The 15,524-nt window shown below is 39.7% G+C and carries 16 protein-coding genes and 1 pseudogene; 13 read left to right on the top strand and 4 right to left on the bottom strand.

Annotation, left to right across the window (positions count from 1 at the left end):
• The first annotated feature begins 38 nt into the window (after positions 1 to 38).
• The 6 genes from GSR62_RS05090 to GSR62_RS05065 all read left to right on the top strand — a co-directional run bounded on the left by GSR62_RS05090 (position 39) and on the right by GSR62_RS05065 (position 6,328).
• Positions 39 to 941 carry a magnesium transporter CorA family protein gene (locus GSR62_RS05090; protein WP_010689114.1) on the top strand — a complete coding sequence of 301 codons (903 nt, stop codon included), beginning with the start codon at positions 39 to 41 and terminating at the stop codon, positions 939 to 941.
• A 10-nt stretch (positions 942 to 951) separates the two neighbouring features.
• Entirely contained in the window at positions 952 to 1,650 is a 699-nt protein-coding gene (locus tag GSR62_RS05085) for a response regulator transcription factor (RefSeq protein ID WP_010689113.1), read from the top strand.
• A complete protein-coding gene (locus GSR62_RS05080) occupies positions 1,634 to 2,611 on the top strand; it encodes a sensor histidine kinase (RefSeq protein WP_010689112.1) in 978 nt (325 codons plus the stop codon). Before GSR62_RS05085 ends, GSR62_RS05080 begins: the two co-directional genes overlap by 17 nt.
• Before the next feature lie 138 nt (positions 2,612 to 2,749).
• Complete coding sequence (locus GSR62_RS05075; protein ID WP_010689111.1) at positions 2,750 to 3,505, top strand: ABC transporter ATP-binding protein; 756 nt, start codon at positions 2,750 to 2,752, stop codon at positions 3,503 to 3,505.
• 15 nt (positions 3,506 to 3,520) lie between these two features.
• Positions 3,521 to 5,509 (top strand): ABC transporter permease, encoded by a 1,989-nt coding sequence (locus tag GSR62_RS05070; RefSeq protein ID WP_066023941.1) that lies wholly within the window; start codon positions 3,521 to 3,523, stop codon positions 5,507 to 5,509.
• A gap of 27 nt (positions 5,510 to 5,536) precedes the next feature.
• Entirely contained in the window at positions 5,537 to 6,328 is a 792-nt protein-coding gene (locus GSR62_RS05065) for a TraX family protein (protein ID WP_066023940.1), read from the top strand.
• Between the two features lie 69 nt (positions 6,329 to 6,397).
• On the opposite strand, the gene GSR62_RS05060 is transcribed toward GSR62_RS05065, so the two are convergent.
• Positions 6,398 to 6,760: an iron-sulfur cluster biosynthesis family protein gene (locus GSR62_RS05060; protein WP_010689108.1), complete on the bottom strand. Its 363-nt coding sequence runs from the start codon at positions 6,758 to 6,760 to the stop codon at positions 6,398 to 6,400.
• Positions 6,761 to 6,921: 161 nt separating this feature from the next.
• On the opposite strand from GSR62_RS05060, the gene GSR62_RS05055 reads away from it, so the two are divergent.
• Entirely contained in the window at positions 6,922 to 7,890 is a 969-nt protein-coding gene (locus tag GSR62_RS05055; RefSeq protein WP_066023939.1) for a hypothetical protein, read from the top strand.
• A gap of 3 nt (positions 7,891 to 7,893) precedes the next feature.
• A pseudogene (locus GSR62_RS05050) lies at positions 7,894 to 8,209 on the top strand (heavy metal-binding domain-containing protein).
• A gap of 108 nt (positions 8,210 to 8,317) precedes the next feature.
• Here the strand turns inward: GSR62_RS05050 and GSR62_RS05045 are convergent.
• Entirely contained in the window at positions 8,318 to 9,748 is a 1,431-nt protein-coding gene (locus tag GSR62_RS05045; protein WP_066023938.1) for a C69 family dipeptidase, read from the bottom strand.
• 124 nt (positions 9,749 to 9,872) lie between these two features.
• On the opposite strand from GSR62_RS05045, the gene GSR62_RS05040 reads away from it, so the two are divergent.
• A complete protein-coding gene (locus tag GSR62_RS05040; RefSeq protein WP_004047673.1) occupies positions 9,873 to 10,061 on the top strand; it encodes a 2-hydroxymuconate tautomerase in 189 nt (62 codons plus the stop codon).
• A 52-nt stretch (positions 10,062 to 10,113) separates the two neighbouring features.
• On the opposite strand, the gene GSR62_RS05035 is transcribed toward GSR62_RS05040, so the two are convergent.
• Entirely contained in the window at positions 10,114 to 10,923 is an 810-nt protein-coding gene (locus GSR62_RS05035; RefSeq protein WP_066023937.1) for a Cof-type HAD-IIB family hydrolase, read from the bottom strand.
• Between the two features lie 148 nt (positions 10,924 to 11,071).
• Between GSR62_RS05035 and GSR62_RS05030 the strand changes: the two genes are divergently transcribed.
• The 4 genes from GSR62_RS05030 to GSR62_RS05015 all read left to right on the top strand — a co-directional run bounded on the left by GSR62_RS05030 (position 11,072) and on the right by GSR62_RS05015 (position 14,574).
• Positions 11,072 to 11,848, top strand: coding sequence for an alpha/beta hydrolase family protein (locus GSR62_RS05030; protein ID WP_066024108.1), 777 nt, complete (start codon positions 11,072 to 11,074; stop codon positions 11,846 to 11,848).
• A complete protein-coding gene (locus tag GSR62_RS05025) occupies positions 11,832 to 12,152 on the top strand; it encodes a metal-sulfur cluster assembly factor (RefSeq protein WP_010689103.1) in 321 nt (106 codons plus the stop codon). The genes GSR62_RS05030 and GSR62_RS05025 overlap by 17 nt, the downstream gene beginning before the upstream one ends.
• A 13-nt stretch (positions 12,153 to 12,165) precedes the next feature.
• The gene (locus GSR62_RS05020) at positions 12,166 to 13,137 is read left to right on the top strand and encodes an ABC transporter permease (protein WP_066023936.1); all 972 of its coding nucleotides are present in this window, start codon (positions 12,166 to 12,168) and stop codon (positions 13,135 to 13,137) included.
• Positions 13,138 to 13,200: 63 nt separating this feature from the next.
• Positions 13,201 to 14,574 carry an RsmB/NOP family class I SAM-dependent RNA methyltransferase gene (locus GSR62_RS05015; protein ID WP_066023935.1) on the top strand — a complete coding sequence of 458 codons (1,374 nt, stop codon included), beginning with the start codon at positions 13,201 to 13,203 and terminating at the stop codon, positions 14,572 to 14,574.
• 66 nt (positions 14,575 to 14,640) lie between these two features.
• Here the strand turns inward: GSR62_RS05015 and GSR62_RS05010 are convergent, their stop codons facing one another.
• Complete coding sequence (locus GSR62_RS05010; protein ID WP_066023934.1) at positions 14,641 to 15,408, bottom strand: DUF4931 domain-containing protein; 768 nt, start codon at positions 15,406 to 15,408, stop codon at positions 14,641 to 14,643.
• Between the last annotated feature and the right edge of the window lie 116 nt (positions 15,409 to 15,524).

Raw genomic sequence — 15,524 nt, 5'->3', positions numbered from 1 at the left:
TATTTATGGTAGATATATAAATGCTAGGGGTTGGAAAGATGAGCAAGGAGATCGTTTTTGGTCCAAAAAAAGATTTTATTTGGATCGATATCAAAAAAGATGATGAAAATGTGGTCCAGGAGCTAAAAAGCCAAGCCAAGCTCGATAAAGAACTGTTGGGTTATGCTTTGGACGAACACGAAAATGCTCACGTGGAATATGACGCTGAAGAAGAGCTCTTGTTGATCGTTTTTAATGTGATCAAAAAACACAGTGAACGATATGAAACGACACCGGTGGCTTTTATTATCAAGCAAAATGAGCTGTATAGTTTTACGACCGCTAAAACAGCTTATGTGACTGAGTTCATTGAAGGGTTGATCACGCGCCAGCCCAATCTCAGTCGTTTGAGTTTGATCTTTAAGACGCTTTATCAGATCGTGGGAGCATTTTTCCCAGTGATCAAAGAGATCGATAAAAAACGTTTGGCTTTGACAGAAAAGCTAAAAACTAAGACGACTAACCGTAATTTGTTGGAGCTCTCGGATCTAGGGATGGGCTTAGTTTATTTAGTCAATGCAACACAACAAAATTCATTATTATTGGCACAATTAAAAAAGATCTCACTTTATCGCTATCTGACAGAAAATGAACAAGAAGAGCTAGAAGATGTCGAGATCGAAGCTTATCAGTTGGTGGCGATGGCTAATTTATCCGATCAGATCTTAGGTCAGATCTCGGAGACCTATAATAACTTATTGAATAACAACTTGAACGACACGATGCGTTTATTGACGATCTGGTCGTTATTGTTGACGGTCCCGACTATTGTGACAGGCTTTTTTGGGATGAATGTTTTATTACCGTTTAAAGATAGTCCATTTGGCTGGCTCATTATTATTTTTATCAGTATGTTTTTATCGATCGGACTGTTAGAGACGATCCTAAAACGCATAAAATGAGGTGAAAGATATGGGTAAGCAGACTATTTTTATGGTAGAAGACGATGCAACGATCATTCAAGTTGTCAGTGAAAAATTGAACTCTTGGGGGTATGCTTGCAAGGGTGTGACAGATTTTCAAAATGTGCTAAGTGAGTGTTTAGAACTCGATCCTCAATTGGTCTTGTTGGATATTTCATTGCCTTACTTTAATGGCTTTCATTGGTGCCAAGAGATCAGAAAACATTCGCAGGTGCCGATCATTTTTATCTCATCAGCTGCTGATCAAATGAATCAGATCATGGCGATCAATTTAGGTGCCGATGATTTTATCGTCAAACCGTTTGATCTCAATTTATTAGTGGCTAAGATCCAAGCCTTATTGCGGCGTAGTTACCAGTATAATCAGGTACAGACCGTTGATACCTATCGTTTACAAGGATTTACTTTTACGCCTGAGGAAAATATGATCGCAAATGCTGAGAGTAAGTTGAATCTATCGCCCAATGAGACTAAGATCTTGGTTATTTTATTACGTGAACGCGGTCAGATCGTTTCGAAGACACAGATGGTCGAAGCGTTATGGCAAGCCGATGACTTTATCGATAGTAATACATTAGCGGTCAATATCACCCGGATCCGTAAGAAATTAGCCTCAGTCGGGATCAAGGATCTGATACAAACGGTCAAAGGAAAGGGGTATTTGATCGAGGATGAAACAAGTATTTAAATTGATCAAAGCTTTTATCTGGGAACATAAAGCGACCTATCTAGTATGGTTATTATTACTGGGAACCCAAGGCTTGACGTTGTATCTATATGATCAGACCCAGGCGATCTTAGGTGATACGCTATTGTTTAGCTGTTTGATCATTTTTAGCTATACGTTAGTTGCCTTTAGTCGGTGGCAAAGAAAGCTCAAGCAGTTACAGCTCTTACAGGCCAATTTTTCACATGAGCTTTTACCCTTAAGCACTAGTCAAGCAGAAATGCTTTATCAGCAGATCGCTGAAGAATTAGAACAAAAATTAGTAGCCGAATTAGAACATAGTCGTTTGAAAAAACAGGAGATGTTAGAAGACTTTGGCATTTGGCTACATCAAGTCAAGACACCAGTATCTGCTTTAGACCTTTTGATCCAAGCGCAAGGCAACGATCCTAAGATGCGAGCTGAGTTGTTCAAAGTCAATGAGTATCTCCAGCTGATGTTAAATTATTTGCGTCAACAATTGGATAATTCTGACCTTGTTTTTGAACAAGTCGCCTTAGATCAGGTGATCAAGGAAGTCTTGAAAAAATATGCCCTCTTTTTTGCTCAAAAAGGGCTACGGGTGGAGTTTGTCGACCTTGATGCCAAAGTCACGACCGATAAGAAGTGGTTGATCTTTATTTTAGAGCAATTGATCTTCAATGCGATCAAATATACTAACACCGGAACGATAACGTTTATCTTTAATGGCGATCATTTGGCGATCAAAGATACCGGGATCGGGATCAAAGCACAAGATATTCCCCGTGTCTTTGACAAAGGTTTTACCGGTTATAATGGCCGGCAAGATCAACGCGCAAGTGGTCTGGGCTTGTATTTGAGTCAAAAAGTTGCGACCAAATTAGGATGTAAACTCGAATTGACTTCTAAAGTTGGTCAAGGGACAACGGTCAAAGTTTATTTTCCAAAATATGATAAATAAATTGTTACTTTAACTTTAGTGTTATTTCAAAATGGCAACCTTACAAAGTTGTAAGGTTGCCATTTATTTTGTAAGTAGGCATGAGTCGCTAGGCTTGTTATGATTAAGATATCAATTAGGACAACGGAGGAAATAATCATGAAAGAATTACTAAAGATCGAACATGCACGTAAAGTTTATCAGAGTCGTTTTAAGGGTGTTCAAGTTGAAGCTTTAAAGGATATCCAACTTGAAGTCAATGAGGGCGAATATACAGCGATCATGGGCGAATCCGGTTCTGGTAAGAGTACCTTGTTGAATATGATCGCCACTTTGGATAAACCAACATCAGGTAAATTGTATTTGAATGGTGATGATCTGACTCAGATCAAGGAAAAAGCCGCTGCAGCATTTAGACGTGAACATTTGGGCTTTGTCTTCCAAGATTTTAACTTGTTAGACACGATCTCTGTCAAAGATAACATCTTATTACCTTTAGTTTTATCACGTAAAAGTATCAAAGCGGCTAAGCCTAAATTGCAAGAATTAGCAGAGAAATTAGAGATCACCGCCTTATTAGAAAAATATCCATACGAATTATCTGGCGGACAAAAGCAACGGGTAGCGGTCGCGCGGGCGATCATTACCGATCCAGCACTACTTTTAGCCGATGAACCGACTGGGGCGTTAGATTCAAAGACCTCAGATCAATTATTGGATATCTTTGAACAGTTGAATCAAAATGGGCAAACGATCTTGATGGTCACCCACAGTTCATTAGCTGCTAGTCGAGCTAAGCGGGTCTTGTTTATCAAAGACGGGATCGTTTATCATCAACTTTATCGGGGGGAACTTGACTCCAAGGATTTCTTAGAAAAGATCAATATGACGATGGCGTCATTATTGCCACGTTAGTCAGGAGGGATCTGTATGTTTTATGCTAAATTAGCTTTCCAAAATATTCGTAAAAATAAACAGGCCTTTGTACCATTTTTACTGTCGATGATCTTTTTGACGGCCTTAAATACTTTGATGTTGATGGTCGCTAATGACCCAGGGTTGGCTAAGCTGCAAGGAGCTGAAGCGATCACCCAACTTTTTGGCTTTGGTTCTGTGATCGTATTGATCTTTTCGGTAGTATTTGCTACTTATACGGAAACGATCCTAAACAAGCAGCGTAAAAACGAACTAGGCTTGTACAATGTTTTAGGTATGGGCAAACGTGAATTATATAAGTTGACCTTTTTTGAAAAAGTGATCAATTTAGTTACAACAGTTGTTTTAGGTATCACAAGTGGTGTGATCTTTTCGCGGCTAGCGTATTTGATCATCAAGAAATTGATGGGAGTTGGTGGTGAATTCAAATTTACTTTGAACCCTTCGATCTTGATGATCACGATCTTATTTATCGCTGGTGTTTACGCTTGGCTATATTTGATCAACGCTTTTAATATCTTTAAAAGTGATCCGATCGAGTTGTTACATGCTGATCAAAAAGGTGAAAAAGAGCCTAAAGCTAAATGGTTCTTGGCTTTAGTTGGTTTAGTCTCTTTAGTTTGGGGTTACTGGATCGCGCTTACGATCAAATCGCCAGTTTCAGCGATCACTAATTTCTTTATCGCAGTACTATTAGTGATCATCGGTACCTATCTGATCTTTACAGCCGGGAGCATCGTTGTTTTAAAATTATTGCGTAAAAATGAAAACTACTACTATAATGTTAAACATTTCATTCCTGTATCAGGGATGATCTATCGAATGAAACAAAATGCGGTCGGTTTGGCTAGCATCTGTATCTTGTCAACGATGGTCTTAGTCACAGTTTCAACGACAGCTGGATTGTTCTTTGGCTTAAATGATCAAGTTCAACAGATGTTTCCACGCGATGTTATGGTCACTTCAGCAGAGCCACTGACGAAACTCAAACAAGTAGCTAAGACCTATGCTGCTGAGGAGGATGTTAAATTAAGTGATATGCAATATAGCCGGGCCAGTCAACCTTTATTGGTTACCAAAGATGCTAACAATTTTAAGGTTTCTGATCGGATGCATTATTCTGTTTCAGATGTTGATAAATCGGCTAACGTGGTTTTGATCAGTTTGAGTGAATATAATACTTTGACAAAAGATAATTTATCTTTAAATAAAACTGATGACATCTTTATGTATACTACCGCACGGAGTTATCCTGAAAAGACAATGGTATTGAATGGACATAAGTATCAGATCAAGCAACAGGTCAACAAATTAAAAGATACTGGATTGCTTAATGTGTCACCGGTCGATTCCTACATTATCGTTATGAAAGATCAACAGCAGATCGATTCGCTTTTGAAAGAGTGGTTTGGTACTAAGAAAGGTGAAGCGTATTTAGCACCAGCTTATGCACTTAACTTCAATATTGACCTCAAAGATCAAGCTAAACGTAAAGCATTCATCCGTGGACTAAGCAAAGAGTTTGCTAAAACTTCGGATAAACAATGGTATTCCTTTCAAGATAAGGATAGCTATCGCGAAAGTGTCAAACGCTTTGATGGTGGGTTCTTCTTCTTAGGGATCATTTTAGGGACAGCTTTCTTACTAGCTACGACATTGATCATCTATTACAAGCAAGTTTCTGAAGGGATGGACGACCGCGAGCGCTTTGTGATCTTACAAAAAGTTGGGATGGATGAAGCTGAAGTTAAACGTGTGATCCACAGTCAGATCATGATGGTCTTCATCTTCCCATTAGCCTTTGCGATGTTACACGTTGCATTTGCTTTCCCACTGATCAAAAAGATGTTGGTCTTATTTGGGATCACTAACTGGCAGCTATTCTTAGTAGTTACACTCGCGGTTGCGCTGATTTTTAGCATTCTGTATTATATTGTGTATCAACTAACTGCACGGGTCTATTACCGTCTAGTTGAACGTTAAGTAGTAAAAATTTAGGAGAGAAAGAAGATGAGTCTTCTTAAAAAAGGTTTAACTGGTTATCAGTTAAAAGTTTTAGCAATGATCTTTATGTTGGTGGATCATTTAAATATGTATTTAGGGCCAGAGTTACATTGGCCGTTATGGATCAATTTTTTAGGTCGTTTTGTGGCGCCAACATTTTCATTTCTATTAGTTGAAGGATATTTTCATACCCGTAATAAACGGCGGTATTTGAAGCGCTTATTGCTCGGAGCATTAGTCGTAGGGATCGGTAATATTATCTACAATCTCTTGACTAAGGCATATATCAATCCGTTCGATCATCAACCCAATTACTTACTGTTTCTCGGGCCACATAATATCTTTTTGACGTTAGCTTTACAGCTGATCATGATGTGGTCATTGGATAACATTTTAAATAAGCATAGACGTAAGGTATCATGGCCGGCATTTATCGTAAGTGCTTTGCTGATGTTTGCTTTTGCAGAAGGTGGGGTCTATCTCTTGCCGTTAGCTTTGATCTTCTTCTTAGGTCGTAAGTATTACAAGAAAGCGCCAATGCTTTGGGCAACGTTTTTCTGGTGTGCTCTGTTATTTGCTAAAGCTTATTACAGTTACAGTAGGGGGGCGACAGCTTCAGTTTCACTCTATGACCATTTGACATTTGCCAGTGAATTTATGATGGTAGCCGTCATTCCATTGATCTGGCTATATAATGGCAAACGTGGTGGCAGTGGTAGTCAAGCTGAAAAGTCGTTCTTCTATATCTTTTATCCAGTTCACCTTTGGATCATTTACTTGATCAAAGCCTTTGTCTAAACAAATATGAATAAAAATAGGCTCCCTATGAGGTAAGATCTTACCTCATAGGGAGCCTTTTTATTAGATTTAGTTATTTTTGCGGAGATCGATAACATTTAAGACTGGGGTCAATTCACCCGAACTGTTACCTACAAGTCGCAAAGTCATATTTTGCGGATTTAATTTGAGTTGCATGACTTGATCTAAATACATGTCAGAGTAGCCCTTGTAATACACATCTCCAAGCTCAGTTACGATCTTTTCATTATAATCATGGATATCTTCATCTTTATCAACGATCACTAATTGAAAGGCTTGATTTAAAGAGCACACACCGACTTTGGAAAAAGGACCGACGCCATCATCAAAATCGAGTAGAACGATGGCATTTGGATCTTCAAAAAATGGACGTAATTTGGTAGCTGCTTCATCTGTAATGGTTAATTTCATTTTAAAATACCTCCCTTAACTGATATGTATATTATCTATCACTTGTTAACTGATTACAACATATATGCTTACAAAAAGTTAGCTGTATGAAGATAGAATTATTTACATGCTTCGCTTATAATTGAATTAGTTAGAAAATTTAAGAAAGGCCAGGTGATAATATGTCCTTGATCATCAAAAATGAAGGTAATATCTGCCTTGAGTCTAAGCAAACTATCAGGCTCGATCCTAAAGAAAACGTAGCTTCTACGGCAGAAGATATTTATCTATTTACGCATTTATCGACGGATCTTTTGCAGATCTTAGCTGATAAGCGACGCAAAAATCTTGTTTATTTACCACAGATGTTACTCAAACAGCTTCAAAAATTAGTTCAAGCAGGTTTCATCAGACCTTTGAATTTTAGAAAGATAAAGTGCTATCCCTATAATTATCCTGTTCAGATAGCAGATCTCTGGGTCACTGCGTTTCCAAGTGATGATGGTTTGAATGGAGCAGTCAGTTTGTTGCTCGAACATGAAGGTAAAGCGTTTGGCTATACAGGTCGTTTTATCACGCGCGGAGCACATAAAAAGCGGATCAAGAAATGGAAAAAAGCTTTTCAGACGGCTAAGTTAGATCTGTTGTTATTAGATAGTGCGGCGTTACAGACCAGCGAAGTTTTTGTATCAAACACTAAAAAATTCAAACGTTTCTTAGCAAATCTATCTACGACGGACTTACCAGCTTTAAAATTATCGGAATTAGCCCCAGAAGAGATCCTGAAATATCAAGAAATTGCTAAACAAGCTGGCAGAACTTTACTGCTGGCACCAGATCTTGCTATTTTAGCTAAATTACTATTCCCATTTGATGATTTTACAGCTGCGACGCCAACTAACTTAAAATTAGCCACGGAAAAACCAGAAAAATTCATAATTCAAGCAGGAATTGCTAAGCAAGATACCATCATTTATAATAAAGATAGTATAAAAGATATTGATGTGATCGCAGCTGATCAAAGCGAGAGCGAATTAAAAGAAGTCGTGCATGTGATCGCCCCAACGCAGTGTTTGAGCTATGGCGAAAAGACCTTAGAGGCGATCGAACCTTTGACTAAGACAGTTAGTTTTTCAGAAGAAAGGGTATAGCAAATGTTAGTTGTAAGAACAGAAAATATTCCAGGCAAAAAATACGAAGTGATCGGGACTGCTTTTGGCGTGACGACGCAATCGCGCAATATTGCCAGTGACTTTGGGGCAGGTCTAAAGAGAATCGTTGGTGGTGAGATCAAGGGCTATACCAATGATGTTAAATAATTCGCGTCACGAAGCCGTTGATCGCTTAAAACAAGAAGCTAAGGCTATGGGGGCTGATGCTGTTGTCATGATGCGCTTTGATTCGGGTTCGATCAGTGCAGATATGCAATCAGTTGCTGCCTATGGGACTGCCGTAAAATTTATTGACTAACTACAATAGACGATATCGTTAAGGGCATTTAAGTGTATAAAGAGATCCCCGATGGAAGTTATATCCCAACTTCCATCGGGGATCTTATTTGATTTAAAAAGCTATATTTTACAAATTAGCGTCAGTCTTGAAGTTCAGTGGTGAAAGATCTGTTGCTTCAGTGATCAATTCAGCGGTCAGTTTTTGCGTTTCACTTAAGCCTAATGCCTGCATCTCAAGGGATGCCTTAGTCAATAATTCACTTAAAACAAGCGGATCATCTATAGTCAACGCTTTTGCATCTGTTTGTTTGATGATCTGGGTGAATTTGACGGCTAGTTCTTTCTTTAGATCCAAAACTTTTGGTCCAAATTGTGCATAGTGAGGATCGACTAAGACGCCGAGTAATTTGTAGACCCAGTAAGCCGAGTCGCTAGAATACGTCTTTTGGCCGGCCTTGTAAGCGGGATGGACATCGGTACTACCGGCATAGACCGGGACAAAAACACTTTGCGCAGTAACGCCCATTGCGACCCAGTGAAGACCAGCGATCTCGACCGGTAAGTTTGGGCGAAGTTGAAGCAAGTGAGATTCTTGCGTTTTAGCTAAGCTGATCGGTCTAAACTTATTTTTTTCCGGTGCCTTACCTAGCGGATCGTAAGGTGTATTTTGGAAATGCGAGCCCAAGACGTATTTGAGATCATCTAAATACAATAAACGGTCAGCTTTTTGGATAAATGGTAATTCTTCGCTCATTGGGTCTTGTTTGACGCTAGGTGTCAAATAGCGTTGACCGTCCCAGACCCGTGGAGTACTGTAGATCTCGTCGGACAATTCGTGTGTTCCAAAGATATTGCGGAAGTTAAAGCATGTCGGATCAGGATTTAAATGGTTAGTAGCGACAAATTCTTGGATCCCAGTTGAAAAGATAAAGTTAGCAGGATCGTTGAAGTCGATCTCTTGGATCGCTAGTTGGTTAGCCACTACCGCATAGCAATCATCGGGGATCCTTTGTGCAACAAAGTGGTGCCCAGAACCGGTTTCTAAATACCAAACTTCTTCTTGATCGGCAAATAAGATCCCGTTAGATTCGCAAGTACCGTATTTTTCAACGATCTGGCCTAGGCGTTCTACACCTTCGCGAGCTGTCTTAACATAGGGCAAAACTACGGTGACCATGGCTTCTTCGCCGATCCCATCTTTGACAAGGGGATCGCAGCCTAAAACACGTTCGTTGGCATAGGCACTTTCGGTGGCACTCATGGCTACCCCATATTCATTGATCCCATCTTCTTCAAATAAGCCAAATTCAGTGGTCCATTCTGGTGTGGCACTGTATTTGAAACGAACTTGTGGTAGTGGCATTTTAAAGCCGTTGTCTTTTGAGATAAATTCTTGTGGGGTATCAAATTCTTGATGGGGATGGATGACCATGTGTTTAGGCCAAGCACTTTTGGCATCTTCGTTGCGCCCAATCACAGTCGAACCATCAGCCATCGCTTTTTTTCCGACTAGGATGCTAGTGCAAGCGGAAAATTCGAAACTTTTATAAAGTGTCATACAGAGACGTCCTTTCATCAGGTGATTAGTTTTATTTTAGCAGACTGACAGAACTAAAAACAATTGCACTTGTCCTAAAACTTTGTCATAATTAACAATATCAACAAAGAGGGAGATGACAATAATGCCATTAGTTCATATCGAACTTATCGAAGGTCGTAGCCAAGAACAACTCAAGAACTTAGTTAAAGACGTAACTAAAGCAGTGGTTGAAAACACTGGTGCTCCAGCTGAACACGTTCACGTTGTATTGAATGAAATGCAAAAAGATCGTTACGCTGTTGGCGGTGTGTTAAAGAGCGACGAAAATTAAAATAAAAAATTCGAGATCTAAGTTGCACTAGGTCTCGAATTTTTTATTTACTCTAAGCTAATTTTAAATATTCTTCTAAGTAATGGGCTAAGCCATCTTCTTTATTGGTCAAAGGCGTAATATCGTTGGCTAAAGCTTTGAGTTGCTCAGTCCCGTTTTGCATGACTACGCCCCAGCCAGCATAATCGATCATTTCGGCATCATTATGTTCATCGCCAAAGGCCAAAATATTTTTACGGTCGATCTTAAAGGTATCAGCTAAGAATTTGACCCCATGCGCTTTATCAACGCCTTTAGGTAACAGTTCTAAGATCGGATTAGGACCACCCCAAACACCAACATTGATCTTGTCACCGAAATTTTCTTCTAGAGCCGAGACTGTTTTAAGCAATTGAAGTTTGTCGACTAACATCGTCATGGCTGATGGGTTTTCCTGTAAGTTTATCCTATTTAGGACTTCATTAGCTTTCAATGTTACTGGAAAGAAATCATCGATCACGGTATTAGGGACATCAGCCAAGGCCATATTCTTACCTTCAGCTGCAACGACTTTGATCCCAAGTTGTTCTTTAGCAGCTAAGATTTCAAAAGCAATATCACGATTAAAGGTCAAAGCGTATTCTTTATCCCAAGTTTGATGGGGAATATGTCCCACGGCCCCATTAAAATTGATCATGGGTGATTTAAGACCTAGAAAATCATAATAGTTTTCTGAGATCCGGTTAGGGCGGCCGGTTACGATCGAAACGATATGCCCCGCTGCGGTAGCTTTGGTTAAAACTTCTTTAGTTTTAGGCGTTATTTGACTATTTTCATTTAATGTTGTGCCATCAAGATCGATCGCGATCAGTTTTTGTTCCATAGAATCAATCCTTAAAAATTTGTAGTATATCTGCTTAAACTTATCACAAACTTAAATAAAAAACAACGGATAAGGAACTAATTTTGCGATCATTTTGAAGATAATAGTGTATAATTTTAAGGGAAAGATCAAGAAGGGGGTAGTTATGATGATCGAGATCATCGCAAAACAGATCGAAGGCTTACCAGTTTTAGAAGTCGTGGCTAGAAAATATCGCACCCAAAGTTTACCGTTGATCGTTTTTTATCACGGGTGGACTGGTTGTAAAGAACGAGTTTTAACAGAAGGTTATGAATTAGCCAAGCGGGGCTTTAGAGTGGTCTTACCAGATGCTAAATTTCATGGTCAGAGGCAAAGCGGACCTGTCACGGGGCACCGCCAAGAATTTTGGCAGATCGTAGCTAGTTCAGTCAAAGAGCTACCACTTTTGGTAGATCATTATCGCCAAACGAGCGGGATAAAAGATGACCTAGTTGGTGTCAGTGGACTTTCGATGGGAGCGATCACGACCTGCGCTTTGTTGACTGTGTATGATTGGATCAAAGCAGGTGTGAGTTTGATGGGTTCTCCTTGCCCGACCGCATTTGCCCGCCAATTACTGGAAGAGTTGCCCGGTTTAGCAGATATTCCAGCTAGTTTTGTCGAGCAGCAATTAGCCCAACTCGAGCTGATCGATCTATCAAAGCACCCTGAACGGATCGCTGGGCGACCAGTCCATTTTTGGCATGATACTGCTGATCAAATGGTGCCATATGCGCCGGATAAGGCATTCTTTGACAGTATCCAAGGGAAAGATTATGCTAGAAATACATCATTTACAACGACTACAGGGCAGGGACATAAGGTAAATTATGCAACTGCGGTCGAGATGGCAGAAAAATTTGAAGAGTATTTTGGAGGAATCGATGATGGAACCACGAAATAGTGAATTGATCAAAAAAGATATTTTAGATGCCCTTGAAACGGTGATCGATCCAGAATTAGGGGTGGATATCGTTAATTTAGGTTTGATCTATTCAGTTGATCTAAAAGAAGATGGTCTATGTATCGTTCAGATGACCTTGACGACGATGGGCTGCCCTTTGACGAACTTATTGGCTGATATGGTCGAACGTTCGATGGATGGGATCGCTGAAGTCAAAAAGGTCGAAGTTGAATTTGTTTGGGAACCGGCCTGGACAATGGACCGCATGACTAGCTATGCCAAGATGGCGCTAGGGATCCACTAACGGAGGCGTTTTTGTGTTAAAAAGAAAAATCTCTGTTGTGTTATATATTGCTTTGATCTCATTTTTTTGTGTCTATCTATTTTTTAAGATCCAAGAACGTGACCTGATCATTCAATTGAATAACAACAACCTTTCTCTAGATGCGTATAAGATCACGCTCAAACAAGATATCTCACTAGCAGAACTCGATCAGAAGGTAAAGGACAATGATAAATTGACCGATGTCCAGCTTCATTACCAAGCTAAAGATCAGCGTAATGTGACATATTTTTACGGTAAGGGCAATTATACGCAACCACCATTGCTTTCAGGACATTTCTTTTCAAGTGCTGACTTTGAATCCGATGTTCCGTTAGCGGTCGTGGGAAAAAATTATGAAAAAAAATTATATGAGCCTAAAGATCAGGCATATTTGAAACTAGATGGTAATTATTTACCTGTGATCGGTGTGATGGGCGACAACTATCACTCAGATCTAGATGATCAGATATTTATTGCGGCTTCGACTCAAAAACTGGCAACAGCTCACACTAATGATTATCGGATCATTTTGGATAGTTTGACCCCGATCGATGCTAAAACCTTAAAAAAAGAGCTAGGCTTACTGTCAGCTACCAGATTAGTCAAAAAGAATTTCATCATTTCTGATGAATCATGGTTAGCCTCACATTGGGCGCAAGTCCTAGGCTTATTTGCGGCAGCGGTCGGTTTCTTAGCGCAAATGGCTGTTTGGTTGATCTCATCACGGCGACGCTATAACGAAGCCGTATTTTTGCAAGCTAATCCCGCTAAATTTGCCTTTGAAGAATGGCGCACATATTCGATCTGGGTCGGTCTAGGTACGATCATTGGCGGAATGGCAGGGATGTTTATTTTCCAAATGACGACGTATACTTATCTATTGCTGACGATGGGTTCGATCTATCTAGGAAGCAGTCTGCTATTTTACCTGTTGATCAATTTAAGGTTGAAAAAGAGTGAATAGTTAAGGATAAAGAGAATTAGGAAAGAAAAGCTATGTTATATAGCAGGAGAGGTTTTTTAAGAAGTGAAGTTACCAGAAGATTTTAAGAAAAAATATCAAGCTCTATTGGGTGACCAAGCCACAGCATTCTTTGAAAGTTTATCTGGCGAAGTACAAAAGGGATTTCGACTTAATCCGTTAAAAGATAACTATAAAAAAGTTGCTAATTCACTGGATGAACCGGTCGAATATGTTGCGACCGGTTATGTAGGCGAAGTTAGTGGAAAGACGTTGGAGCATCAAGCAGGGTATGTCTACAGTCAAGATCTAAGTGCAATGTATGTCGGTGAAGTGGTCGAAGCTGAGCCGGGCGAAAAGATCTTAGACCTTTGCGCTGCACCGGGGGGGAAGTCGACGCAGATCATTGAAAAGATGGCAAATCAGGGGCTATTGGTCTCAAATGAGATCAATAAAAAACGGGCTTTGATCTTAGCTGAGAATATGGAACGAACTGGGGCCCGAAATTCGATCGTCTTAAACGAGGATCCAGCGACATTAGCTCAAAACTTTGAGACTTGTTTTGATAAGATCGTAGTTGACGCGCCCTGTTCAGGTGAAGGGATGTTTCGAAAAGATCCACATGCGATCTCATATTGGCATGCCGATTATCCAGCGCAATGTGCTAAGCGTCAACGTGAGATCTTAGCTGAAGCGGTTAAAATGTTAGCTGTTGGTGGCGAATTGGTCTACTCGACTTGTACATTTGCTCCTGAAGAAGACGAACAGATCATCAGCTGGTTATTACAAGAATATCCTTACTTTGAGATCGTACCTTTACAAAAGTATAATGGCATGGACAGTGGAGTCCCAGCTTGGGGCAATGATGAGCCCGCGCTAACGGGGACAGTTCGCTTGATGCCACACCACTTTAAAGGTGAAGGCCATTTTATCGCTAAATTACGTGATACACGCCCAGCACAAGTTGTAAAAACTAAGAAGAATAAGCGTAAAAAGCAAAATAAAGCAGGTTTGACCCAAGAACAGGTCGCTTTATGGAAAGAATTTTCCGCTAACTTCTTAAAGCAAGACCTCTTCAAAGTAAATGAATTGCAATGCTATGGCGACCATCTTTATTATTACAATAAAAATTGGCCTGATATTTCATGCTTAAAGTTTATGCGTCCGGGTCTATTGCTTGGTGTCTTTAAGAAAAAGCGCTTTGAGCCTAGCTATACACTAGCTTTAGCTTTAAGTGCAACTGAGACAGAGCAAAAGCTAGCGTTGACCCATGAACAATGGCAACAGTATGTGGCTGGCAATACAGTGACGGTGGCCACATCGCATAAGAATGGGTGGTATTTATTGGTCTGTGATGATAAACCCTTTGCATTTGGTAAGGTCGTCAACGGTACGGTCAAAAATTTCTTCCCTAAGGGCTTACGTTTTAGTTTTGAATAAGACAGTTGTTATAAATAATGAGGGACCTATTATGATGTTTTTGCATCGTGATAGGTCCCTTTTTTGCTAGTTTAGATATTTTTCTTTAAGACGTTTTACGATTTCAGCGGTAAATTCAGCATCGAATTTTTGGCTGATAAAATAACCTACGAAATAAGGTGAGACGATAAAACGCGGAACTACTTTACAGTAAAGTTTATCGGCTAATTTATAGAAGAAGAGGTTGTAGGCTTCACAGCGTCCATCATTAAATTCAGCGAGTAAATATGAAACGACTTCTTTGATATAATCAGCTGCAGGTGCGATACTTTGTTCATCAAAGCTGATGTTAAATTCCAAAAAGCCCATGATAGGGTGATCGGAGATGTTGAGGGTTGCTCCGGCTTTAGTTGCGACCGTTTCGCCACTAAAGTAAGCTGGGGCGATCTCGTGGTAACCATCAGCCTCTAAAAGCCCGACGATCTGCATGTGCGGGTGTGAAAGGGAACCGCCGGAAAGTTTACCGTAGTTTTTATACAGTAAAACACTTTTATATTTAGGGTCATTATAAAATACTTTCCACTGTTTGATCGCATAAGCTAGAATATTTTGCCATTCTTTAGGCTCATAGTTGGAGATGTTACCGTCGTGTTTAGTAGATTCGATCAAAACGAATTGATCGGTCTTTTCGAGCGTCGAATATTTATTTTTTAAAAAGATCATCTCGCCTTGTTGATCGTAAATATCAGTTAAATGTTCAACGTCACAAAAAGGGCAACTGGGCTCAGCTGCGCCGGAGATCCGCTTTTGTTTACCGATACTACGATTGAATGTCAAAAGACTATTTGTTTCCATAAAATATTCACCTGATCCTTACTTGTCATAGGCTAAATTATAACATAACTTAAAAAAGTTTAAATACGTAGGCAAGTGCTAAAAAATAATTTGGTTGTGTAAAACTTAAAAAATAA

Origin of the sequence: Ligilactobacillus animalis, from assembly GCF_009933595.1 — a bacterium.
GTDB classification, from domain to species: Bacteria; Bacillota; Bacilli; order Lactobacillales; family Lactobacillaceae; genus Ligilactobacillus; species Ligilactobacillus animalis.
The sequence above is the reverse complement of the archived record's forward strand: the minus strand, read 5'-3'. Positions and strand labels throughout refer to the sequence as shown.